Annotated in this window: 23 protein-coding genes; 2 read left to right on the top strand and 21 right to left on the bottom strand. The window is 38.6% G+C overall.

Translation table 11 applies throughout. The annotated features are described in order from the left end of the window. Window positions 1-314: 314 nt before the first annotated feature. The 10 genes from G3341_RS17050 to G3341_RS17095 form a co-directional block, all read right to left on the bottom strand. Window positions 315-1,781: a glycoside hydrolase family 1 protein gene (locus G3341_RS17050; RefSeq protein ID WP_163863076.1), complete on the bottom strand. Its 1,467-nt coding sequence runs from the start codon at window positions 1,779-1,781 to the stop codon at window positions 315-317. Window positions 1,782-1,978: 197 nt separating this feature from the next. After that, window positions 1,979-3,388, bottom strand: coding sequence for a PTS transporter subunit EIIC (locus G3341_RS17055; RefSeq protein ID WP_163863078.1), 1,410 nt, complete (start codon window positions 3,386-3,388; stop codon window positions 1,979-1,981). A gap of 559 nt (window positions 3,389-3,947) precedes the next feature. Further along, window positions 3,948-4,721: a DeoR/GlpR family DNA-binding transcription regulator gene (locus G3341_RS17060; protein ID WP_154623524.1), complete on the bottom strand. Its 774-nt coding sequence runs from the start codon at window positions 4,719-4,721 to the stop codon at window positions 3,948-3,950. Between the two features lie 19 nt (window positions 4,722-4,740). Beyond that, window positions 4,741-5,370 carry an epimerase gene (locus G3341_RS17065; RefSeq protein ID WP_154623525.1) on the bottom strand — a complete coding sequence of 210 codons (630 nt, stop codon included), beginning with the start codon at window positions 5,368-5,370 and terminating at the stop codon, window positions 4,741-4,743. A 21-nt stretch (window positions 5,371-5,391) separates the two neighbouring features. Continuing rightward, on the bottom strand, window positions 5,392-5,826 hold the full coding sequence (locus G3341_RS17070) for a PTS sugar transporter subunit IIA (protein WP_154623526.1): 435 nt from the start codon (window positions 5,824-5,826) through the stop codon (window positions 5,392-5,394). A gap of 122 nt (window positions 5,827-5,948) precedes the next feature. Continuing rightward, window positions 5,949-6,755: a BtpA/SgcQ family protein gene (locus G3341_RS17075; RefSeq protein ID WP_154623527.1), complete on the bottom strand. Its 807-nt coding sequence runs from the start codon at window positions 6,753-6,755 to the stop codon at window positions 5,949-5,951. Window positions 6,756-6,766: 11 nt separating this feature from the next. Then, complete coding sequence (gene sgcC, locus G3341_RS17080) at window positions 6,767-8,080, bottom strand: PTS sugar transporter subunit IIC SgcC (protein WP_154623528.1); 1,314 nt, start codon at window positions 8,078-8,080, stop codon at window positions 6,767-6,769. Between the two features lie 17 nt (window positions 8,081-8,097). Next, the gene (gene sgcB, locus G3341_RS17085) at window positions 8,098-8,376 is read right to left on the bottom strand and encodes a PTS sugar transporter subunit IIB SgcB (RefSeq protein ID WP_154623529.1); all 279 of its coding nucleotides are present in this window, start codon (window positions 8,374-8,376) and stop codon (window positions 8,098-8,100) included. A gap of 1 nt (window position 8,377) precedes the next feature. Beyond that, window positions 8,378-9,493: a M42 family metallopeptidase gene (locus tag G3341_RS17090; protein ID WP_154623530.1), complete on the bottom strand. Its 1,116-nt coding sequence runs from the start codon at window positions 9,491-9,493 to the stop codon at window positions 8,378-8,380. A gap of 288 nt (window positions 9,494-9,781) precedes the next feature. Continuing rightward, window positions 9,782-11,527, bottom strand: coding sequence for an inositol phosphate phosphatase SopB (locus G3341_RS17095; RefSeq protein ID WP_163863080.1), 1,746 nt, complete (start codon window positions 11,525-11,527; stop codon window positions 9,782-9,784). A 212-nt stretch (window positions 11,528-11,739) separates the two neighbouring features. Between G3341_RS17095 and G3341_RS17100 the strand changes: the two genes are divergently transcribed. Together G3341_RS17100 and G3341_RS17105 are read left to right on the top strand one after the other, a co-directional pair. Next, on the top strand, window positions 11,740-12,018 hold the full coding sequence (locus G3341_RS17100; protein ID WP_163863082.1) for a GNAT family N-acetyltransferase: 279 nt from the start codon (window positions 11,740-11,742) through the stop codon (window positions 12,016-12,018). A gap of 40 nt (window positions 12,019-12,058) precedes the next feature. Further along, window positions 12,059-12,952, top strand: a complete 894-nt coding sequence (locus G3341_RS17105; RefSeq protein ID WP_163863084.1) for a pirin family protein — start codon at window positions 12,059-12,061, stop codon at window positions 12,950-12,952. Between the two features lie 102 nt (window positions 12,953-13,054). Here the strand turns inward: G3341_RS17105 and G3341_RS17110 are convergent, their stop codons facing one another. From G3341_RS17110 to G3341_RS17160, 11 genes are all read right to left on the bottom strand, one after another. Then, window positions 13,055-14,626, bottom strand: a complete 1,572-nt coding sequence (locus tag G3341_RS17110; RefSeq protein WP_154622527.1) for an AbgT family transporter — start codon at window positions 14,624-14,626, stop codon at window positions 13,055-13,057. 743 nt (window positions 14,627-15,369) lie between these two features. Then, the gene (locus G3341_RS17115; protein WP_163863087.1) at window positions 15,370-16,227 is read right to left on the bottom strand and encodes a hypothetical protein; all 858 of its coding nucleotides are present in this window, start codon (window positions 16,225-16,227) and stop codon (window positions 15,370-15,372) included. Between the two features lie 266 nt (window positions 16,228-16,493). Continuing rightward, window positions 16,494-17,036, bottom strand: a complete 543-nt coding sequence (locus tag G3341_RS17120; protein WP_163863653.1) for a fimbrial protein — start codon at window positions 17,034-17,036, stop codon at window positions 16,494-16,496. Window positions 17,037-17,058: 22 nt separating this feature from the next. Next, window positions 17,059-17,562, bottom strand: coding sequence for a fimbrial protein (locus G3341_RS17125; protein WP_154623600.1), 504 nt, complete (start codon window positions 17,560-17,562; stop codon window positions 17,059-17,061). Then, the gene (locus G3341_RS17130) at window positions 17,559-18,047 is read right to left on the bottom strand and encodes a fimbrial protein (protein WP_163863088.1); all 489 of its coding nucleotides are present in this window, start codon (window positions 18,045-18,047) and stop codon (window positions 17,559-17,561) included. Before G3341_RS17130 ends, G3341_RS17125 begins: the two co-directional genes overlap by 4 nt. Before the next feature lie 9 nt (window positions 18,048-18,056). Then, window positions 18,057-18,554: a fimbrial protein gene (locus G3341_RS17135; protein WP_163863090.1), complete on the bottom strand. Its 498-nt coding sequence runs from the start codon at window positions 18,552-18,554 to the stop codon at window positions 18,057-18,059. Between the two features lie 14 nt (window positions 18,555-18,568). Next, complete coding sequence (locus G3341_RS17140; protein WP_163863092.1) at window positions 18,569-19,090, bottom strand: fimbrial protein; 522 nt, start codon at window positions 19,088-19,090, stop codon at window positions 18,569-18,571. 11 nt (window positions 19,091-19,101) lie between these two features. Further along, window positions 19,102-19,710 (bottom strand): fimbrial protein, encoded by a 609-nt coding sequence (locus G3341_RS17145; protein ID WP_154623604.1) that lies wholly within the window; start codon window positions 19,708-19,710, stop codon window positions 19,102-19,104. A gap of 41 nt (window positions 19,711-19,751) precedes the next feature. Beyond that, entirely contained in the window at window positions 19,752-20,480 is a 729-nt protein-coding gene (locus G3341_RS17150) for a fimbria/pilus periplasmic chaperone (protein ID WP_163863656.1), read from the bottom strand. Between the two features lie 139 nt (window positions 20,481-20,619). After that, entirely contained in the window at window positions 20,620-23,154 is a 2,535-nt protein-coding gene (locus G3341_RS17155; protein WP_163863094.1) for an outer membrane usher protein, read from the bottom strand. 95 nt (window positions 23,155-23,249) lie between these two features. Then, a complete protein-coding gene (locus G3341_RS17160) occupies window positions 23,250-23,786 on the bottom strand; it encodes a fimbrial protein (protein WP_154623606.1) in 537 nt (178 codons plus the stop codon). Between the last annotated feature and the right edge of the window lie 21 nt (window positions 23,787-23,807).

Here is a 23,807-nt window from a genome sequence, read left to right on the forward strand (position 1 = left end):
TCTCTTCTACAGTGGTTCCTTCAAGTTACGATATCCTCTTGTATAATTAACTAGTCTAAGATTAAATCACCTAACAATGAATATCAGCTTCTCGTTATTAATTCAATTTTAGTATCTTCTAACAACCCTTTCTTATTGAACCTAACCAATAAACATTATTCTATCTAATGCATAATAGTCATCTCTATATTTGCATACAAAGATGACTATCATGCCTGTTTATTTTATTTGATTAATTCTTATTCACTAAAATGTTTTATTGTTATTATCTTAATAAACAACACCCTGCCATGTAGTCGCTACTTTTTTGCAATCTAACGAATGTCTTCTCCATTTGTTTCACACACTTTTTGATACCAATAAAAAGAGTCTTTGCGCAACCGATTCAAGGTACCATTTCCTTCATCGTCTTGGTCAACATAAATAAACCCATAACGTTTTGTCATTTGTGAGGTGCCCGCGCTGATAATATCGATAGTTCCCCAACTTGTGTATCCCATTAAATCAACACCTTCATTCACCGCTTCTTTCATCTGCTCAAAATGCGCCCTGAAATAATCAATTCGGTAGCTATCATGTATTTTGCCATCCTCTACAATATCTTTTGCTCCAATCCCATTTTCTACAATAAATAATGGCTTTTGGTAGCGATCATAAAGCTCAATTAATGAAATCTTCAGGCCGATAGGGTCGATTTGCCATCCCCATTCAGATGTCGATAAATAAGGGTTTTTTACACCAAACACCGTATTTCCTGGTGTCCTCTCTGCATTATCTTGAACAGACTCAGTCACTGACATGTAATAACTGAAGGAGACAAAATCAACAGTATGTTGACGGATAATATCTAAGTCATCAGGTTCCATTTGAATGGTAATGCCTCGTAGTTCAAAACTACGCAATATAAGTGGTGGATAATATCCACGAACCTGAACATCTGAATAAAAATAATTTTCCAGATTTTTTCTTAATGTAATTTCAACATCGCTTGGATGACAAGTTCTTGGATATGTCGTCACCTTCGTTAACATACAACCGACTTGGCTTTGTGGAATAATTTGATGGCAATCGCGAGTTACAATCGCTGAAGCCACAAATTGGTGGTGTAGTGCCTGATAAATGTCCTGTTCATAACGCTCTGGTGTCGATTTTTGTTCACGAAACCCTAAAGTCGTAAAGGGATGACGCATGACACTGTCTATTTCATTAAATGTCAGCCAATACTTAACTAATGTCTTATAACGCTGGAAACAAACATTACAATATTTCACAAATGCATCAATCACATTTCTATGAGTCCAACCATTATATTTTTCACTCAATATTAATGGCATTTCATAGTGAGATAACGTCACTAAAGGTTCAATATTATATTTATGCATTTCCATGAATAGATCTTCATAATACTTCAAACCTATTTCATTAGGCTCACTATCTTCTCCGGTAGGAAATATACGAGTCCATGCAATGGAAACCCGCATCACTTTAATTCCCATTTCACCAAATAAGGCCATATCATCTTTATAACGGTGATAGAAATCAATTCCTCTACGTTTAGGATATGCAATATTATTAACCCCATTAAGAGCTGACTGAATATCTTCGTCTGATACTGCGTTGTGCCCATTATAGTCAGTCACTCTAAGATTTGATTTTATTGGTATCGCATCGGCAACAGAAGGCCCCTTTCCATCTAAATTCCAAGCACCTTCTGCTTGATTTGCTGCAATTGCAGCTCCCCATAAAAAACCATGCTTAAATGTTCTTTTTTCTATTCCCATACGGTTCCCTTTATTATCCTAATATTTAAATTATTATTCACTAAAAACAAAAAATCACATATAAACGTTCTGTTCTTATAAACTAACAATAATTAAAGCCAAAAATATTTTATTTTAAACATCAAAAACAATGTGTAACCTTATAAAATCAGCATTAAATACATGATCAATACTTACAAACTATTATTTTGATATATTTATTTATTTGATAAAAATGGTGTAGAGGTCAACTTTTCGTTTTCTATTTTTTTATTTTGCTTCTCATTATTTTTTTCATGCCAGAATATAAATGTGATTAGGAAGGTGATACTAAACGAAATACTGGCTCCAATCAGAGCATAAATAATATTTTTAGGAAAGTCGCTAGAAGCAAAAATAGAGATACTGACTAAACTTGGACTAGCTGAAGCAAAAGATGCGACAGACATATACCCTAAGAAGCTACCACCAATTGCGGAGCCAGCAATCACAGCGTAGAGTACTACTTTATTAACAAAGGTAACGCCATAAAGTGCGGGTTCTGTAATACCGCATAATGCAGATATGCCCGCAGAAAATACAATTGGCTTGGTTGATTTATTCTTACTTTTGACTAGAACAGCAAAACAAGCCCCCGCTTCTGCAATGTTATGAGCTAATGACGCTGGCATATAAAGTGTCTCTTTACCATGTTGTGCTAAAGTTGAAATCGCATAAGGTAGCAGAGGTTTATGCATTCCTGTAGCAACAAGGAAAGGTAAAGTGCAAGCTACCATACTCGTAGCAATGAACCCTAAATGACTATGTAACCAAATCATTGCTGTTGTTATTGCAACTCCTAGCTGATACCCCACTGGACCTAAAATAAGTAGCGTAATAGGCACTGTCACTATAAATGACAACATAGGTGTTAGAAAACTTTGTAAGAGAGTGGGTACATAACGCGTAAATAACTTTTCTGTTTGGGAATAGAAAAGAACACACAGTATTGCAGGAAATACTTGGGTCGCATATTGAATACTTTCAAGTTTAAAATCTAAAAATGAAGTTCCTTCTGCCATTATTCTTATCATTTCAGGTAATATAAGAACAGAGACACAAGAAACAGCTATCACTACATTGACTTTAAGCCTAACCGCTGTCGTAATTGCAACTAATATTGGTAAAAAATAAATAGGGCTACTGCCAATACAGTCTAAAACTTGATAAGTAGGGGTACCCTTTTTTAACCAACCTAACATATCCAATATGATTAAGATTGATTTCAGAATTCCTCCTCCAGCGATAGCCGGTAAGATGGGTTGAAACACACTAATAATAAAAACAATAAGTAAAGGGCCTAATCGTTTTTTTGTCTTTATTGTATTATTTACAGGATCTTTTTGAGCGATTAATAAATTATTAATCACATTGTAGACATTAACTATCTCTTTACCAATCACAATTTGGCACTGGATATTAATAATAACAGCAATAACGCCAGGAATTTTTTCCAATTCTTCTCGGTCAATATTATTATTATCATAAAGATTTATTCTAAGTCGAGTAGAGCAATGAGTTAGATACTCAATGTTACTTACTCCACCAATAAACCTTAAAATGTCCAATCCTGTTTTTTCATAATCCATCTGTTTTCTCCGATGTGGAAAATGCCTGATATATTATTTATATCAGACACCTATTGCCAAGCAGCAATACTTAAGTGGCATTACGTAAGGACATTATTCAGGCTCATTAGATAAAAAATCAATCTTCCAAATTCCTTTTTTTTATTTTATGTGATCCATGATTTGTATTTCACTAAGTTTTAATTGATTTTATTTTATAATTACCTTGTATGATTTAATTTATCAATAGAATTTAAATGCAGCACTCATTTTATAGCGTAAAACTATCAATAAAATCAAACTACGAGTGCATTGAGTCGATGACTAAGCAAGAGGTGAAAAATAAAAAACCACAAACATTTACTGATAAATATATTCTATCGTAATGATAATTGACAGAATAAATACCAAATATTGATTTAGTGGGCTGGCTCGCTATTTTCAATCTTATATAGAAATATTTCCTCTTTGAGGAATTGGTTTAAACATTAACACTCCATTTTATTAATAAACCCCATCATAATTTTATTTTAGAACTTAATATACATATTAATGAAATACCATTTTCCACATACCATCGCTAATAGCTGCATTTTAATTCACATCCCGCTTGACGATACCGTTGCTGAATTTCATTGGTAAGCCCACTATCGCTAATAATAGTTTTAATACATGATAACGTTGCTACTGCATGGGGTTCAAACATATCAAACTTGCTATGGTCAGCTAACAAAATAACCTCAGGCGAGCGAGCGATAAGTTTACGCTTAACGCCTACTTCAAACATGGTGGCATTCGTTATTCCCATTTCAATCGATAATGCATCACATGACATAAAGACACGATCAACGGCAAACGCATTTAGCATCTCTAAGGCTAAACTCTCTCCCACCGTAAAATACCCTGGTCTAATTAATCCACCAATAATATAACTTTCTACATTTGGAAATGCCCCAAGCTGATTCGCAATTTTGATGTCATTACAAATCACTTTCACTCGAATATCCCCCAAACATTTTGCTAACTCTAAACAAGTAGAACCAGAATCAAGAAAGAAGCAATCACCTTCATGAATAAATTTACGGGCTATCAGTGCAATTTCACGTTTAGAGGCACAATTTAAAGAACGCCTAACATCGAACTGAGATTCTTTATCTGTCGTACTATCATCGAAATTTAAGCGGCCATGCGTTCTGGTCATCCCTGGATAGTGTTCAGCGATATACTGAAAGTCACGACGAATTGTCGCTTCAGCACAACCGAATAACTCAACGGCTTGTTGTGTAGACAATTCTCGGCATTTCCAAAGATAGTGCAACATCTGTTGGATCCGATCAGATTTATACAGACTCATAAGCGACCTCTCTCCGAATTTAATCACTGAATTGTTTTATCGTTTTTTCGTAATCATCAGTTGTAAAAAGAGCCCTTCCTAAGACAATATTATTAATTCCCATTTTTTTTAATAAAGGCATTTTATCTGCACTTATTCCACCATCAACCCAGCATTCCAGTGGGTGAAATAAAGACGACACTTGCTGAATCTTCTCTACCATCAATGGAATAAATTGTTGATCTTCACCATCAGGCTCGCTAGTCATCACCATCACAGCATCTAATTTATCAGTAAGATATTGATAAGGAGCCACTGCGGTGCTCGGATTTAATGCTATCCCTGCTTTTGCCCCTATTTTTTTAATTTCAGCAATAATTTCTGAAGGATTATTCACCGCTTCTGGATGAAAAAAGATCCATTTAGGCGCAAAAGGTGCAAGCTCCCTGACCCAAAATAATGGTTGAGATACCATCAAATGAATAGATATGGCCTGTTTTGTGGCTTGTACGACCGCTTTAACCAACTTGCTACCGAAAGTAATATTATGGATGAAATTACCGTCTTCAATATCCAGATGTAATGACCCAATATTCTGATTAGCAAGTTTATCAATCACAGAGCCAAGGCAAAGTGGATCAGCAGAAGCCAAAGATGGATGTAATATCATCACTACTCCTCCATAAAGAGATTAATATGGATTTAGTACTTTCAAAATATCGCTATTGGTTTTAGCAAAACGAATCTCATCAAGTAATAAGGGGTTATCTACAATTTCAGCGATATGCTGTATTAATCGAATATGGTCATTGCTTTGAATCGCACACACCGTCATCAGTAACCATACGGGATCACAATCTTCATGCCCAAAGACAACCGGTTGTTTTAGGGTAGTTAGCGTCATCTGATTATAAATAGCCCCTTGTTCAGGGCGTGCATGCGGCATTGCAATACCCGGCGCAATCAAATAATAAGGCCCCCAACTTTGGGTATTTTTAATGATGCCTTGTAAATAATTAGGCTCAGCCGCGCCATACCTAATTAAAGGTCTACAAGCTATGCTAAGCGCCTCTTTCCAATCCGTCGCAACCTGATTTATTTGGATCCATTTAGCATCATCAATCATTGTATATTGACTCCTTTAAGGTTCGGTATATGCTTGATTATTGAGCCCTCGCCTAACTTTTGGCGAAGCTTGCGAGGACTCTAAGTATCACGAGGAGATAGGTATTTTGCTTATCTCCTTTCTTATTGCCTTATGCTATGCACTTTCTCCATAAATCTTTCCACTCGGGTTTGATCAACAAAGTTGGCAAAAATACCGTCTTTTTTAAATGTGGTCGCAGTGACGCATCCATCAGCAATACTCAATTGCTCTTCCACATTTTCGAGGCACACCCCTGTATTGGCAAAGACCACCGTATTCGGCACCGTATCTTTGACTTGTTTCAAAATCGCACTGTCTGTTTTTGCGCCAGCAGTTAATCCCGAAACACATAATGCATCTGGTTTATTATTAAAAACGGTAGACTTTGCTATTGAGCAGATATCACGTCCACCTAGGTATACCGCAGCTTCAGGTACAATATTAAACAGTGTTTTTACCTCGCTTGCCCCAATACGATGTTGATGGCGAATCGTTTCCCCCACATTGGTATTCCATACGCCAAAATCACTTGCATAAGCACCGGTAAATATTTCTCGGATAAATTTCGCACCTGTCGCCATCGCTAAATCGAATGAAGCGATCGGATCCCAAAGGACATTTACACCAAAAGGTATCCGGATCTCACTCATCAATTGACCAATGATCCGTGCCATTGCTGCGGTTGTTTCTGGCTTGACTTTAGTGAGATAAGGCAGGCTAAATTCATTTGAAAACATCACAGCATCAACACCGCCATTTTGTAGAGCCATCAGATCCTCATAAGCTCTATCAATGACCCATTGCATACTGTGCTGAGCATTAAAGTCAGGATCCCCAGGTAACGCACGTAAGTGACACATAGCAATTACCGCCTTTTCCGTACCAATAACATCCTTTAACCAACTCATTTCCATACTCCTTATTCAGGTAATTCACGATTACGTAAGAAAATAACGACGCAGGCAACAATACCGACAGTTAGCACAACGCCAATAAGACCAAATGACATCAATTCGTAAATAGACCAGCCGAACATATTGCCTACAGACAAGGCACTAATCTGTGAACCATTTTCAGCAAAATTAAAGCCCCCATTACGCGCCATTTCAGTAAAGAAAGGGGCAAATTGTGTTGCAATCAATAAAACGGTGCTCATCACAATCACACCGCTCAGTAATGTGCGTAATAAGTCACCACGATGGATTACCGTGGCCATACAGATGAAGAAAGGAGCTACAGGCAAGTCAGCCAGTGGTAACACATTGTTCAATGGCAGAATGCTTGCCAAGACCAGCATGATAGGAATCAGTAGTAAACCCACTGCAATCGTCGTTGGATGGCCAAGCGTTACCGCGGTGTCCAAACCAATAAACACTTCTCGATCATTAAAATGCTTCTGAAAAAATTTACGGGCACCTTCAGAGATCGGCAGTAAACCTTCGACAATCAAGCGGATCATTCGTGGAAATAACACCATGATCGCGGCAACCGTGATCATTAACGTCGCACAACCTTTAAAATCTTCTCCTGCCGCAAGCCCAAATAATAAACCTAAGACAACCCCGATAATAACGGGATCTCCCACCATACCGTAGCGTTTCTGGATTGCTTGAGCATCGATATTTTTTCCTTTTAAGAAAGGGATCCTTTCATAGATCGAATCAAGAAATACGAATAGAGGGACTGAACTAGAGCCATACCCTTGAGGAATTGAAATGCCTTCTAATCCAACGATTGTTTGTACTCGTTTTGCTGTCCAATCCGCCATTTTTAGCGATAAGATGGCATGACACATCGCCCCTGCGATACCATAAATTAAGCTGCCTGTTGCTATTTGAACAACGGTACCAGTAATCGCATAGTGCCAATAATTATAAATATCAACGTTCATGGTTTTCGTTAGGCGAGTAAACAATAACGTGATGTTAAGTAAGAAAATAACGGGGATAATCATGGCACCAATAGCTGTTGCATAACCAACACCGGATGCAGGCCCCGCGCCAACATCAAGCACATGCAGAGATAAGCCAAAACGTTCAATCATAATTTTGATTGGAGGGCTTAGGCTATCAATAGCCATGACGATCACCAGCCCCATTCCGACAAATCCAATACCGACAGTCACCCCTGCTTTAATGGCTTGTAGCCACGGTATGCGAAAGATTAAGCCAATAATTATCATGACGATTGGGACAAATACTGTACCGCCTAAAGAAAGTATATAGTCAAACATAACGTCACCTATGAGGTTTATTGTGATAACAACGTTTTAATTTTTTGTTTTAGTGCATCGTCATTAACGCCTGTGAGTAAGGCCGCGCCATTCAATGTTGGTACGCCATAATCTGTATCCGTTTTCATTGCAGTGATAATCAGATCAACACCATGGCTATTGAGTGGAATTTCATTTAAACAGCATTGTGAAGTGACGATTGGGATCCCTTCACTTGCCAAGTAATCTTGCAGTTTTTGAGCAATCATTGTGGACGTAGACATACCCGTTCCACATGCAACGAGGACTTTTTTCATTTTAATTAACCTCTTGGTTATAGTCTGAGTCAGACTCGATAGGAAACTGATTAGCTGGAAGTGTGGCTAAAGCAGTTAATAACCGAATGCAGTCACTGAGATCACGTAAACTCGCAACTTCAGCCGGTGAATGTGTGTAGCGGCATGGAATAGAGAGGCTTGCACAAGGAATGCCATCTTGCTCAACTTGAATATAGCCAGTTTCAGTGATGACACCTGGAGCAACTTCTCTTTGTACTGGAATATGGTTTTTAGACGCTGTTTTTTCTAACATATTGATCAAACGAACAGGTGTGACTAGCCCTGCAAGGGTGCCTCTACCGTGGTAATTTAAGCAAGTAATGCCGACCCCCTTATTGATGACTAAATCCGAATAGTCTTGTAAGTCTGGGGTATCGCAAGAAGGGGTAATATCGATTCCAATAGCGAGGTCAGGTTTTACACGGCGTAGTACAGGCAAGATGCCACGAATATTGAATTCCTCCTGTACTGAGGCAACAATAAATACGGCTATATCTAGTTTTTTATCTTTGATTGCATCGGCCAAACCCAGCAACGCTGTACAGCCAAGTCGATCATCTAATGCTTTACTGCAAACCATGTCATTACCCAGTTCTTGGGGTGGGTTATACAACGTAATTGGTGTACCGACTTTGACTCCCATCCTTTCAGCATCTGCTTTATCTTTCGCTCCGATATCAATCCATAGCTGATCAATAGAGGGAGATTGTGTACGTTCATCTCCTTTCGCGAAGTGATAAGATTTAATACCAATACATCCAGGTATTGAGCCAGATTCACCGGCAAGGCGAACCACTGAACCTGACATTGTCACCTGTGCAGGCCCGCCGACTCGTTCGAAACGAATAAACCCTGACGATTCAATTTTTCGTACCATGAATCCCACTTCATCCATATGCGCAAAGACCATTAAACGCAGTGCTTTTGGATCTTCACTTCCGTAACGAGCAACGACATTACCGAGGCGATCCTGCCAAAGGTCTTTAGCACTGGTTTTGAGATGTTTTTTCATCACATTTGCGATAGGGGCTTCATGACCTGAAATACCGTCTAAGGTCAGTAGGGAAAAGAGTGTGTCTCGAGTAGAAAATACCATAATCATGATCTCATATTGACTAAAGCGACATAAACATGAGCGATTTATATGCAAAAAAAGGCGGGGTTATTGTGATGATAATCACATCAAGTCATTAAAAATAACATTATGAAACAATTTTGTGACAAAAACGAAACAATTTCACTCACTGTGATTGCGCTAAATTTTTTAGCCTATTACTGATATCCGTATTAATCTCTACCTTGACGGTCAATAAATATAAAAAATATCACTTTGTCATTATTGAATAGGGCACTGGCGTACCCTTTAGATCAATAGAAAATGCGCTTAAGATAAAGATGAAAAGCCTTTAACTTGTTGTCGGATAAATCGATCACCTATACGCGCATCATAAGATAGGGCCATTGGTTTCAAATAGAGAGGGAGATCTTTAACAACCTTGTTGCCAACAAGACCTGTGTTATATTCCTGTATTTGTAAATTGCCGCTCTGTAACAACACATCTTGGAAAAGCTGGCTTTCTTCACTGATTAATTTACTGCTAGGTTTACCTAAATGCTTATTTTGATGATAACTCAGGGTCTCACGTTTTATTTCAGCATCGAGCATTCCCGTTCGGTCTTTACCGCTTTTACAGTTCCAACAAGGCACCGCATCAATTTCATAAGTTAACATAACAATACGTTGGGCCATTTTATAGGGTTCATTCGCATCCTTGTTATATGAGCTATTTTTCCAGATATCTCTTATCTGTTGACATAATATTTCTATTTTGTGGCGATTATCAGCGTGTGGATTTTCAGATAAATAGTTGCCAACCCATCCACCTAGATGATTATTCTCTAAATAATCATCGCCCATTATTTTTTCCAACGCAGATTTGTTTAATTGATGAAGATTATTTTTCTTATACGTTATACAACTAGATAATCTATCAGATATACCATCCGAGACCCTATTTATCATCGATAATGATAATTCGTTTACGCCAAAATTTAAAATTGCAATATCAAGCTTAATTTTAACTTGTTTTAAGTCTCCTTTCTCATCTCGAATGTTTAAATGCACAAACGGGTCATTATTCAAAGAATCCCAAGCAAAAATTTGGTCATCTAACATGCTTGTTTCACCAAACAGATATGTGAGTAAAGAAGTCGAAGAGATCCTTAATGTCACCACCTCATTATTTAATGCTTTCTTATAAAGTTCAGGTTTAGAATAAAGGGCGGCGATAACGACTTCTTTTGCTCTATTTTTAGCACCTTCCTTACGTAAAAAACTCCCTTCTGGGAGGGAGAAAGGGGATAATACACCATGACGAATGCCGGTAAACAATGAGTTTTGTTGATCATCTTTAACGTCAGAAACCCATAAATTTACGGCATGAACGGTTTCATCACTCGACTTAGAGCAAATACCTTTATTCTGATAACTACAATCATAAAATATATCATTATCAGCGTTATTATATTTCATTTTTGATGCCGGTATTAATACAAAAGAGTATTTTTTATTCCCGTATACTAACTCCGTTTCAACAATCTTCCATTCTTTACTATTGAGAATATCTTTGAATTCGTTATTAAATAATACTTTCACTTCCTCTAAAGAGATTTTATGATTATGACCTTGCATTTCATTATGAATGAATCGAATTAAATATTTTTTGAAATCTTTAGCCTTATTTATTTCTTTTGGATTAAGTAATCTGTTCTCGCCATGAGATAACTCATTTAACTCTTCAGAGATACTTTTTAAACCATCAGCAGACACATTAAACTTTCTCAATATATTTTCTGCCACATTGACAAGACTGTTTTGAAATTGAATAAGTGCGTGTTGACTTTGTGTTACTCTGTCTAGAGTATATTTATCACTACCGCTAGCGACAGGACAAGGAATGGCGCCATTAATTTTATTTTTTAAATTATGGTTTTTAAATAAGTTATTAACTGAGGTTATACCAAGAGAAAAATCTTTTCCGGTACTGGTTTCCGCTTTTGCTTTTTCACTTGAAAGCAAATGATAACGACAATCCAAGTATGGAATGTGATTGATAAATTTTAAATACATAGAGTTTCTCCGTTGAAAAAATAATATTCAACATAAAACTATTTTATAAATATATAAAAAATCGATTTTCTCTTTTTTTATATCATTTTTAATAACGACCATTCAAAATATTTGAATAGTTTGAGCAAAAGAACCTCATTGTATTTATACCTAATCTTATCTAAGCTAAATTCCATAGGTTTTTTATTCTTAACGGTATGAGCAGGTATAATATGAACAACATCCAATCTGACCATCACAGCTTTTTTATCTTATCGGATGATAAAAAAAATCGTCTTGCTGAGATTACCTTTGTCTATACCGGAGACGAACTCGCGATTATTGACAATACCGTCGTTGATGAACGTTTAAAAGGACAAGGAATAGCTAAACAGTTAGTCGCAAAAGTGGTTGAAAGAATGCGTTCTGAAAAGCGTAAAATTATTCCATTATGCCCATTCGCCAAAGCGATATTTGATAAAACGCCTGAGTATCAAGATATCCGTCACTAAATCTTATCTATTTGCCAATATTCCTAAAGAAGAGGTGCAAATGAGTATCACAAATGAATATAACCCACAACCGTTCCTACATATTCATGCACGCATTAAAGATGTTGGCGGGATCCCTGTCGCGAGAGTTTTACCGACCAAACAGCGGCGTTTAATTGGTGCTTGGTGCTTTCTCGATCATGCGGGTCCGACGGTATTTAAAGGTGATGCAGATGGTATGCGCGTCGCCCCTCACCCACATACCGCACTGCAAACCTTTACTTGGATGCTTGAAGGCGAAATTCTACATCGAGACAGTTTAGGCTACGAACAAGTGATCCGCCCAGGCCAAGTTAATTTGATGACCGCCGGTAAAGGCATTAGCCATTCCGAAGATACCTATGGCGACAACCGCCATTTACATGCGGTGCAGCTATGGATAGCACTGCCAGCAGCAATGAAAGATATGCCACCTCGCTTTGACCACTACCCTACTTTGCCTAAATGGTCAGTTGGAGATATTACATATCAATTACTCGTTGGGGAGTACGATACTTATAAAGCACCGACATTATCGTTTTCTTCTTTAGTAGGCTTAGATATCACAACCCACAGTAACCACGCATTGTCATTAACACTACGCCCTGATTTTGAATACGGTATTTTCATTATTGAAGGTGATGCCATTATTGGTTCCCAGCATAGCCATCGCAATGAATTAATTTATTTAGGTAAAGGCCTGACTCAAGTCTCACTACAACTTGCAGCAAATAGTCATATTCTGTTATTAGGTGGAGAGCCACTTAATGAGTCTATTTTAATGTGGTGGAATTTTATTGGACGGACCAAGGAAGAAATTACGTCTGCTATTACAGAATGGAATCTAGGCGATTCTCGATTTGGTAAGGTCATTAACGACGCTCGAGAACCAACTCTTTCTCCGCTAATGCCATGAGTAAATCATCATTTCCTGTAATATGAGTGGCTGTTCAGCTATTTTTATTGGCTAGATAAAAAAGGTAGCCATAAACTCTGGCTACCTTTGCGTTAATCACTATTAGCTACCAGGTGTAAAATAAATCGGGGAGCCTGGCCCTACAGGTAATCCAAGTACAAATACCCAGATAACAAAGAATAATGACCAGCCAATAAAGAAGATGATTGAGTAAGGCAGCATCATTGAAACGAGTGTACCGATACCTGCATCTTTCTTATATTTGACCACGATAGCCATAATCAAGCCGAAATAACTCATCATTGGTGTGATAATATTTGTGACTGAATCACCAATACGATATGCCGCTTGGATGGTTTCTGGTGCATAGCCTGCTAGCATTAGCATTGGGACGAAAATCGGTGCAGTGACAGCCCATTGCGCTGAAGCAGAACCAATCATTAAGTTAATAAAGGCACAGATAATAATAAAACCAATAAACAGAACTCCACCATGTAAATCGATGCTGTTTAAGAAGTTAGCGCCTTTTACCGCGACAACTTGCCCAATATTGGTCCAACCAAAAAATGCCACAAACTGTGCCGCAAAGAAAATAATCACCAAATACAGCCCAAGCGTACTCATTGCATTAGCCATTGCATCGACGACATCTTTATCAGAGCGCATCGTTTTTGCAACATAACCATAAACAATGCCCGGCACCGCAAAGAAGATAAAAATAAAGACCACGATAGATTTTAAAAAGGGCGAATTACTGACTAAGCCTGTTTCTTGGTTACGCAAAATACCATTTTCAGGCACGACCATGAGTGCTAATAGCGCCGCTAATCCCCAAAATGTCACGGATGCCCAAAATAGTGCTTTTTTCTCAAGAGGCGTGACTTCAGCATCGGCACGTAATTTATCTTCATCTTCGTCGACCCCGCCGCCTTGGTATGGCCCTAATTGTGGCTCAACAATTTTCTCTGTAATGAAGTAACCCAAAATAGTGATCAAGAATGTACTGGCAAACATAAAATACCAGTTAGCTTCAGCCCCTACGGTATATGTAGGATCAATAATTTGTGCTGCTTGTTGTGTAATACCTGATAATAATGGGTCAACTGTGCCTAATAGCAAGTTTGCAGAGTATCCGCCAGAAACCCCAGCAAAGGCTGCTGCAAGTCCTGCAAGAGGATGACGGCCTAATGAGTGGAAAATAATGGCCGCAAGAGGTATTAACACGACATAGCCTAACTCAGCTGCGGTGTTTGACATAATACCAGCAAAAACAATCGCCATTGTTGTTAGTTTACGTGGTGCTTTGATGACCACTAAACGCATAGCTGCCGATAAAAGCCCTGCTCGTTCCGCGATACCAACCCCTAATAAAGCAACAAGAACAGTACCTAACGGCGCAAAACCAGTAAAGTTGCTAACAACATTTGAAAGAATTTTACGAATGCCTTCGGCATCTAATAGGCTGACAACATGAATAACACCATCTGCGGCACGGCCTTTTGCCCCTTCAGGACGGGGATCAGCCACACTAATACCAAAATATTGTCCGACTGCTGATGAGACCAATAAAATTGCAGTTAAAATAATGAATAAAATGACTGGGTGAGGCAATGCATTACCTAGCCATTCTACTGTGCGTAGAAAGCGGCTCCCATCTTGTTTTTTTTGTTCCATATTTTCTCCTTATAAACAAGAGAAATGGACATTACACAATGTTTTGTGCTTTAGCTATTTTCAAAAATATAACGCTAACCTAACAAAACATTTATTTTTAGTTTTTAACGTTAATTAAACACAAATAAAATCACAAAACACAGTATAAAAATACAAGATTACTTAAATATTTAAATAAATAACGCATTAAGTTAAAAATAACGATAATTAGTGAAAATGTGGTTCAGATAACAGTTTTAAGCGGTTTTCTCGGTGACTGAAAGCATTTTTCAGTTAAAAATAGAATAGTTTTCAGTATTTTCACTACAAACTAGATACGAAATATCCGTATCTACAACAAGATTTTCTCTACTAATTACAAAAAGAATAATAAACTAAGTTATCTTTTCTATGCCCGATTTTTGCTATCATGCCATCACTTTCAGATACTCTCTCATTTTTGAAATCTCGAATAATCTTCTATTGCTGCAAGTTTTCGTTTCAATACCGTTATCTATTTAAATATTAATTTAAGTTGAATCTATTTTAGCATGATTAAAACCATCAACATTTCATCTTCATCCTGAATATGATTGCTCAATGAGAAAAAGTGCAATTATCACACATATTTATTAACATATTTATTATATTATCCGTTATCTACTTTTAATCTCACGCAATTAATTATGACATCGAATCATTAATTTAGACGATGAAATTAATAAATATTAACGCTAATATTAATAAAAACCAGTCACAACAGCTTATAATGCATCTAATACTAAAATACCATTTGCCTTTGATACCCCAGATTTTGTTGCGCTACCTTTTAGTTTAGCATTAACGGCTATTGTACTATTGACTAAGTTATTAAGTGAAATTCCAGTACCATTCGCGTTCACTTGAATACCATTTAATGATACTTGTGCAGAAACGCCATTTCCGAAATTCAACAGCCCATTTGTAGCATTACTCGCCGTCAACCTTAATTGATAATTTCGAGCTGTGCCAGAAGTACAGGAAATATTCAGACGAGTACTTTTTTCAAGCCCTTCAGCTTTTAAACTCGATGAGGAATAATTAAGATTTAAGTTCTGGCTATTTAAACTACATGAACTTAACCTATTTGGTCCCCCTTTAGACTGACCACCACTATTCGAAAAATAGATTAAGTATGTTTTATTCACCTTGTCAAAACAATTAATCCCAACCGACACATTATTCTCATCCCAAGGTAACCATTTTGAAGGTATTCTATTGTCTGTTAATTGTAGTCTCATACCGCCATTAAACACTTTACTGGCCCAGTTTAAACCAGCCATATGACTCAGCGCCTGACCATCACAATTAATATTATAACTTTCATAACTAACCCGATTACCTAAGGGATCAAAACCTTGATCATCAAGAAGCGTTGGTTCTACGCTCACTCTAGCACGATCGTTATGTATTTCTTGCGAGCACTCAGCTGTTTTACAGTCAGTAAATCTAACAATATGATAGGTGACTAATCCTTCCGCCCAGACCGTCATGAATGGTGCGGTTGTTTGTTCGGCCGTAACCGTGAAGTCAGCAAATGAACTCAAAGGCACACACGCTAATAGTAAGGGAAAAATTCTCATATATATCCTATTAAAAACATTATACTTTTTATAAACTACAACTCATTTTTCATGTGGAAATTAAAACTAAAACTTATTATGATTTTTATCATTCATTAAAAAAGCAAAACCAAATTATCTGCTTTAGAATTTGATACATTAGCTTTAGCAATAAATATAACTGTCTTCATAATTGATTGAGACATTCAATTCTTTAAGTTAGCTCATAAATTTTGTTTTTATTAAACAAACCCTATTCGCGCTTAATTCACTAAATGAGCCAATTTTCATTCATACTCTAAAACAAATTTTGTTGTTACATAGAATTCACCTCTGCCTATTTTTTTTGTTAATAGTGCATTGGGTTCACCTTGTATATACGCTTTTAAATTTAAATCATTGCCATTTCCAGTGTGAAGGTTCTGTATATAGCTATGTACCTTATTTAGGATAATAGGCGTTCCATTTTCAGTTTCTAATCCAATAGCTATCCCACTAGCTTGACTACCGCGATCTAATGCTAATAAACCTGGAAGCGCTAAATTTTCATTTCCGGTAAACGTTACTCTCACTTCTTTTCCCAATACTAAATCACAATTAATTAAACGGATCGTAAAAGGCTGACTATGTGTTCGTGTATTAAGATATAAATATTTATCAACAACAGTGCCAAAATCTAACTCAATATTTTCATCTCCAGGATAAACTTCACAAGCATCTTCAACCAAAACGCCATCAAATTGTACCGTTTCCGCTTGTGATACCCCTGAAAAGTTCAACAAATAACCAACGAAAATAAAAGAGCATAATTGGCATAGCCTATAGCTCATATTCTTTGTTTTAAAAATTAATTTATTGAAAATCAATGGTCAATGCTCCTGTTGCCGTAAAATCATCCCCTATAAGTTCTGTGCCCGCGAGTTTAATAGGCACCGCAGATAATTTTGGGGGGGCCGCTGGGTTAATCGAAAATGCTTTATTCAACTCTAATGCCTGACCATCCTTTTGAATTTGCAAACCGAATTTACCATTATTTAAAGCGCTGACCGTTCGCAATGTTGCCTTATCAAACCCATTTCCAGCTTGAGTACCACTAAATGTTAGTGTGACATCCCAAGGTTGATTTAAATCACCTAGACAGTCCAATTGGTAAGGAATCTCTTGTTTAAACCTATCACCGTCAACTTTACGTACTCCCACTTTACCAAATGACACCTGTATTGGTTTATTTTGGTTAAGCTGACACACAGGAGGAATAATTAAAGTGCCGTCAAATACCCAATTTGCCTGAGCGGATTGTCCGGCTAACATCAACATGTCAAACACAATAAAACAGATGACTGCGAATCGTTTCATTGATAATCCACCTTCAAGGTTGCAAGTGCCGTAAAATGACCACCGTCTGTGTTGCTGTAATTAGCAGTGCTATTCTTTATTGGTGCGACTTTTAAAGAAGGTAGTGCACTGTACGTAAATTTAACGGGTTGATTTATCGCTTGCCGAGAACCATTAATATAAAACACTATGCCTAATTTACTATTTGATGTTTTCAATGCCCCATTACTATTAAAAGTTGTTTGCTCACCTTTCAACGTTAATGTCAGATTGTTTTTAGCTAATTCTGAACAGGTCAGGCTTAACGGCAAATCCTGTAAATAATGCGTTCCATCTATCCGAGTTAATAAAATATCGCCAAAATGAATTGATTCTTGGTTATTATTATTCAAGATGCATTCTGGGGGAGTGACGATAAGATTTCCACGTAGGTTGATATTTACCCCTAAAACCGGAGCAGTACCGACAAAATATAATATTACCAACCACCAACCTGGGTATTTCATATTTTCTCCTTAGCGATAATCGACCAACATGGTTAATATGCCACTAAAATTACCGCCATCGGTTAACACACTACCAATTGGTTTCACTGGGATCGCATATAAAGAGGGCATTGTTCCTTTATAAGTAAAATTCAATACGGCTCCGTTATTCAAACGGGTATTATCCTGATATATCGCAATTCCTAAATTTGTTAGGTTGGTCTTTATGACATTCTGACCATTAATCGTGGTTGCATTCCATCCCAACGTCATTTTCACCGCATTGCTATAAATGTTGATACAATTTAATTCATATTCAATCTTTGTACGTTTATAGCTGCTATTATCAATCAAGGTTTCGTGTATATTGCCAAAATCCACATCCGTTGTGCTTCCTCCATTAATCGTGCATTCTGGCGGTGTGACCACTAATGTGCCATCAAAATTAACGGTCAAAGCATGAGATAATACAGGGTGGAGACCTACAAATAAGCCTATCCCAAGCCAATAGATTATATGTTTTTTCATACTCATTCCTTAACCTATTGGTAATTTAAGGTCATTGTCATCACACCGGTAAACCTACCCGCATCCGTAAGCATTTTTCCTGTTGGTTTTGTAGGTACTGCATATAATTGTGGCGATGAACCGTAGGTAAAATTAATGGCTGAATTATTTCTCACTCGAGTGCTATCACGATAAATGGCTATCCCTAAATCCGTTCGATTGGTTTTTATTGTTGATTCACCATTTAGAGTTAATTCATTCCAAGACAGCGTCATAGTTAAATTGTTTTTTTCAAGCCCCGTACAAACAAGACCATAATTAATTGGCATCCGCTTATAGCTCGTTCCATCGATAAGCCCTTGCTGTACTTCACCGAAACTAACCGACGTGGCCTGATTACCATTAAAAGTGCACTGAGGTGGCATCGTAATTGTTAATGTCAAATTGAGATTAGCTGTATCCGCTTTAGCAAATATCATCACACTACTTAATAACAAAATAGTGACGAATAACCGCCGTTTTTTTAATGTATAGAGCCTAACATCTATTAATTGCATCAGAATGTCCTCTATTCATAGCTCACTTGAAAACGGATCAATGCACGATAAGCACCAGACCTTAACTCTGCGGTTGTTCGTACTGGGGTTATATAGTAGGTCAATTGATTATGCCCTGAAGAAATCAACTGAGGGCGGCTGTATTGCCCCAATGTTATTGGGTTACGTTCAGCATCACTCAATCGCAATCCCATTCCTTTTGCGCCTAACACAGACACTAACTGCTCATCTTGGGCGTCCGTCGGTGCTAAAAAACGAATTTTCATCGCTGGCATATCTGGGCTCCATAAAACATTGCCCGCTTTATTGCGACTTCGGCTTTCCCCTCTTAAGCAATCTTCTAGCCGTAACTGTATGGCTATAGGAGTCCCCATTTGACCCACTTTCTCTACTTGCCCCGTTCCTATCGTTCCTAAATCTACGGTTTGGTAGGTAGAAGGCATCGCCAGTCGGCAAGCACTTTCGGTTAACGCTCCCTGCACATATAACGCGCCATGAGCCCCATCCACATCCCAGTTATCCACCTTATCTAAGGTGCTCCCCAGAGCAGAACTCGTAAGTAAAATCCATCCTAAACAACTCAACGGCATACCCTGGAGAGTTCTATGAGCTACTGTCATGACGTTCCTCTGTTATCTAATCCGTTCTTAATCCGTCTGGCCTAGTTTTTCTCAGGAACTACATGGCAATTAGGACCTTGGCATGTAAAGGTCAATGTTGGCCGACCACCATAATCATTGATATACGTCAGCACAGGACTCGTTCCCAATGCATTCGCACTTCCTGCTAATGGTTGGCGACTTTTTGGTGCAACCATCACTGGCTCAAATCCAGAGATTGTTGCTCCTTCTTTACGTGGCGTAGCATCTACAATTGTGACGTAATAAGGTGTTGGATTAACCAGTGTATATTGATCACCTTGCCGAGTTAGCGTCACTTTTTCTTGCCATGGATTATCCCTTTGTTCGCGAGTTGGAATGATCGCTTTTGGGCGATAAAACAACTTAATGCGCGTTTGTAATGCGAGTTGCAATGTGTTCGGTTTATCACTTTTTGGCGGAATTTCGCGCAAGTTAAAGTAATACACTGATTCTCTATCTTGAGGGAGTTTAGCAACACTGGGTAATGCTTGAATTTTGACTTGGCTTTTTGCCCCAGGCTCAATCCGCTGCACGGGAGGAAGCACGGTAAACGGGTCGCTAACTTTTTCACCCTGCCCATTTTCAATCCAACCTTGAGCTAAATATGGCAGCTGTTTGTTTTCATTACTGACATTCAGGCTTATTGACTTATCTTCACCGGTGATAATCGCTCTTGTTCTATCCAGTGCAATGGCAGCATGCGCGTTGGGTAACATCATCGATGAAAAGACGCCCCCTAAAAATAACATTGAGGTACGATAACCTATTGTTTTAATTATCATATAACTATCTTCCTATTCTTATCACTTTAAAGGTAAGTTGTTTCACTATCTGGCCAGCAGATGCACTCTGTTTCCGTCTATCCACACAATCACTCTTGCTTGTGCCTCACTGATTACTGGAAAGGTGGCATGGCAATAACCAACGAGATAACAGCATCTCTCCTTCAGGTAGCTGATCGGGTAAGGTGATCTCACACTGTACCTGCTCATCCCAACGTACTTTTAATACATCTTTAGGATTCAAACCGGTTAAATAAGTCACGCCATCATCACCAACCATGCCGACATTCTGTCCACGTTTATTCAGTACTGTCGCCCCAAACGGCGGCGTATCGTCGTTCGATAAACGCAATACGGCCATTCCACTATGCCCAGCCACGACCTCAAATTGACGATAACCAATCGCCCCTTCGGTTAAAGTGCCTTGTTTTATCGACTGAGACACCTGTGCGTTTTCAGGTAACGAGTTCAAGTCCACGCTAATTTGGTTGCGGTAATAGCTATTCACATCAGTGATGACAGCCTGCCCAAAACGGTTGCTTCGTATCACTGAGCCATAACCACGTAATGGAATATCTGCAACACCATCCGTATCAACAAATATCCGCGTTCCACCTAATTGGTTATTTCTATGCATCACAGCGCCATTTTCTGTGGCAGTAAATCCGCCTTGAAATGACAAGCCAGCGGAGCGATAGCGATCTTGTTGATACGTTGCATTCGCATTAACTTGAGCTAAATCACCTTGATAAGTGTAATAACCACTCATCAGCGCACCTGATTGCGCCCACCCCGTACTTAACTGGTAATTGCTACGTTCATCGAACCGGTTGTAGTAGCTAATACGCTGAGTGCTGTCACTTTGATCCCAACTACTATTCAGGCTAACAGACCCCCTATCTCCCCATGGTATGGAGAGTGAAGCGTACATACCATCATCATTTATTCCGCGATAGCGGTTGCGATAGCCCGTTACATTGACACTTAAATTTTTCCACTTATCGACATCAAAATAGCGCGCTAACGAGATGCTATAACGATCGTTATCCGGCTGATCCCAATATGTTTGATGATAATAATTAACGTATGCACTCAACCCAGTTTCAGGAAATTGCTGGTTATACGAGAGGGTATACATCTCTTTACTGTTGTATTGACGCACTTCAGTAGCCTGTGCATCTAAATACTCAGACATACTCATAAAACCTTGTTCGGAAAAACGGTACCCAGCAAAAGTCACTTGGCTGTTATAAGCATCAAAGTGTTTTGAATAGCTCAAGCGATACGAACTTCCCCGATAAGTTTTATCACCGATATCCTTTAAGTCTTTTAAATGAGCACGCGCATGCGTTACATCAAATGAAAGAGCCCCGAGCACCTTTAAATCTCGCCCAATACCAAAAGCAGCAGAGTTATAATTCTCTGAGGTCATTCCGCCACCAAACAGAGACCAACCATTATTCACTCCCCATGAAAACTCACCGCTAGCAAAGTTTTCTCCTCTCACTTGGTGGCGCCAATCAGTGGGGCGACCTGCTGCAAGCTTATAGCGTAGGAGTCCAGGTCGAGTCAGATAAGGTACGCTCGCAGTATTTACAGTGAATGTTTGTGTTGAACCGTCTTGTTCTTTCACTTCGACATTGAGCTCACCCGTCAGTGCGTCATTCAGGTCTTGAATACGAAAAGGACCTGCTGCAACTTGAGTCTGATAGATAATTCGCCCTTGTTGGCTCACAATCACGGTTGCGTTACTTTTGGCGACGCCTGTCACTTCAGGTGCATAGCCTCGTAAATTTGGCGGCAACATATTGCTATCAGTCAGTAAACTCAGTCCCGTAAAGCGAAAATTGTCGAAGATGTCAGAACTCAGGTAATCCTCTCCGAGTGTCAATTTAGCGCCTAACGGTTTAACCGAGCGGTACATGTAGTAACGGTTCCAATCTAACGATGACGTTGAATCTTGACCTTGTTGCTTATCAAAGCGCAGCTGCCAGTCAGCTCGTACTCGCCAAACATCTAAGTTAATCCCCATCACCCCATTACCACTGGCGTTGTAGCTGGTTTGCAGTCCACTTCTTGTCTGTTGGCCAATTTGCATATTCAAGTTATAGTCAAGTAACGCTCCTGGTATCCCCTCTTCCCAACGAGCTGGAGGATCCCAGCTCTCCGCCGTATACTCTAAATAAGCTTGCGGTAAACTAATGTATAAAGCCGAGGAGGCTAAATCGGCTTTGACTTCCATCCCTGGGAGGCTCTCTAATGACAAACACTGATCTTGATGCCACCACTGTAATGTCGGCAATAAATTAGGCTTAAGACCGAGTTGTTGCACTAATGTAGGGCTTAAACATGCTTCACTTTCATTCCTCTGGTGTTCTGGCGCATAATAAAAAACAGTTTGTTCAGGAATACTTTGTTTATTTAGAAAAATAGTAAAACTGTATTCTCCGGGCATTAAATAACCGGGACGAGAGAACTGGCTTAAATCAATATTCGCCTGATCATTGACGTCCAAAATATCGGTATTAAATTCTATTTCAGTCGCATTTGTTGTTAAGCTGATGACCAAGGTTGCAAGTAACCCTGCTCTGTATGGCTGAACAAATCGTAATAACGGCGAATAAATACAATTTAGGGTCATGGTATCGACCTTCTTATATATTCTTTTTTCGTGATGTCATTGCATGATTGAATTGAGTCATCTTCCCTGAAAGCCCAGATGACATTACGTCTTCGTTATTCATAATCCAATTTAAAGCGCAACTGACTGTAATATTGTCCTGAACTCAGCGGACGATGATTAGCGACTAACCGCAATTGATAGATTAATTCTCGGTTCCCCTCAACGAGTTGATTAGAAGACATACCTTGACCTGGAATTACGATTTCACCATCGTTATCACGCTGAATTAGCAAACCGACACCTTTGGCTTGCCCGCTCACACCAAATAACCCTTTTTCATGAGGGCCATCAAAGGTAATACGAAAATATTGCCAATTCGGTTTATTCGGATCTTGTTGTTCAAGAACACAATTCATTAATCGAATCACAAAGGGGCGTGTTGGTCCTTGCCCATCACGACGAATTTGTGTCAGCGCTAAGCTTCCCATATCAACAGTTTGGTCACGACTTCCCACATCAATAGCACAAGCTGTTTCAATTATGCTTCCATTCATCTTGACTGAGCCTGATGCGCTTATTGAAGGAGCAAAAATCAAAGCACATATTCCTAGACCGATTGAAAAAACACCGCTGCCTATTGGATTATTCATTCTTATTTCTCACTCAAAATT

The organism is Providencia vermicola, from assembly GCF_010748935.1.
Taxonomy (GTDB): Bacteria; Pseudomonadota; Gammaproteobacteria; order Enterobacterales; family Enterobacteriaceae; genus Providencia; species Providencia zhejiangensis.

Coding starts and splice junctions, on each gene's coding strand:
- G3341_RS17150 (WP_163863656.1), bottom strand. CDS start 20,480: ATGTTATTTTTAGGGGGCGTCTTTTCATCGATGATGTTACCCAACGCG.
- G3341_RS17110 (WP_154622527.1), bottom strand. CDS start 14,626: ATGGAACAAAAAAAACAAGATGGGAGCCGCTTTCTACGCACAGTAGAA.
- G3341_RS17130 (WP_163863088.1), bottom strand. CDS start 18,047: ATGAAATACCCAGGTTGGTGGTTGGTAATATTATATTTTGTCGGTACT.
- G3341_RS17095 (WP_163863080.1), bottom strand. CDS start 11,527: ATGTATTTAAAATTTATCAATCACATTCCATACTTGGATTGTCGTTAT.
- G3341_RS17070 (WP_154623526.1), bottom strand. CDS start 5,826: ATGATTGATGATGCTAAATGGATCCAAATAAATCAGGTTGCGACGGAT.
- G3341_RS17075 (WP_154623527.1), bottom strand. CDS start 6,755: ATGAGTTGGTTAAAGGATGTTATTGGTACGGAAAAGGCGGTAATTGCT.
- G3341_RS17100 (WP_163863082.1), top strand. CDS start 11,740: ATGAACAACATCCAATCTGACCATCACAGCTTTTTTATCTTATCGGAT.
- G3341_RS17160 (WP_154623606.1), bottom strand. CDS start 23,786: ATGAATAATCCAATAGGCAGCGGTGTTTTTTCAATCGGTCTAGGAATA.
- G3341_RS17140 (WP_163863092.1), bottom strand. CDS start 19,090: ATGCAATTAATAGATGTTAGGCTCTATACATTAAAAAAACGGCGGTTA.
- sgcB (WP_154623529.1), bottom strand. CDS start 8,376: ATGAAAAAAGTCCTCGTTGCATGTGGAACGGGTATGTCTACGTCCACA.
- G3341_RS17060 (WP_154623524.1), bottom strand. CDS start 4,721: ATGAGTCTGTATAAATCTGATCGGATCCAACAGATGTTGCACTATCTT.
- G3341_RS17155 (WP_163863094.1), bottom strand. CDS start 23,154: ATGACCCTAAATTGTATTTATTCGCCGTTATTACGATTTGTTCAGCCA.
- G3341_RS17055 (WP_163863078.1), bottom strand. CDS start 3,388: ATGGATTATGAAAAAACAGGATTGGACATTTTAAGGTTTATTGGTGGA.
- G3341_RS17050 (WP_163863076.1), bottom strand. CDS start 1,781: ATGGGAATAGAAAAAAGAACATTTAAGCATGGTTTTTTATGGGGAGCT.
- G3341_RS17125 (WP_154623600.1), bottom strand. CDS start 17,562: ATGAAACGATTCGCAGTCATCTGTTTTATTGTGTTTGACATGTTGATG.
- G3341_RS17115 (WP_163863087.1), bottom strand. CDS start 16,227: ATGAGAATTTTTCCCTTACTATTAGCGTGTGTGCCTTTGAGTTCATTT.
- G3341_RS17120 (WP_163863653.1), bottom strand. CDS start 17,036: ATGAGCTATAGGCTATGCCAATTATGCTCTTTTATTTTCGTTGGTTAT.
- G3341_RS17145 (WP_154623604.1), bottom strand. CDS start 19,710: ATGACAGTAGCTCATAGAACTCTCCAGGGTATGCCGTTGAGTTGTTTA.
- G3341_RS17090 (WP_154623530.1), bottom strand. CDS start 9,493: ATGGTATTTTCTACTCGAGACACACTCTTTTCCCTACTGACCTTAGAC.
- G3341_RS17105 (WP_163863084.1), top strand. CDS start 12,059: ATGAGTATCACAAATGAATATAACCCACAACCGTTCCTACATATTCAT.
- G3341_RS17135 (WP_163863090.1), bottom strand. CDS start 18,554: ATGAAAAAACATATAATCTATTGGCTTGGGATAGGCTTATTTGTAGGT.
- G3341_RS17065 (WP_154623525.1), bottom strand. CDS start 5,370: ATGATATTACATCCATCTTTGGCTTCTGCTGATCCACTTTGCCTTGGC.
- sgcC (WP_154623528.1), bottom strand. CDS start 8,080: ATGTTTGACTATATACTTTCTTTAGGCGGTACAGTATTTGTCCCAATC.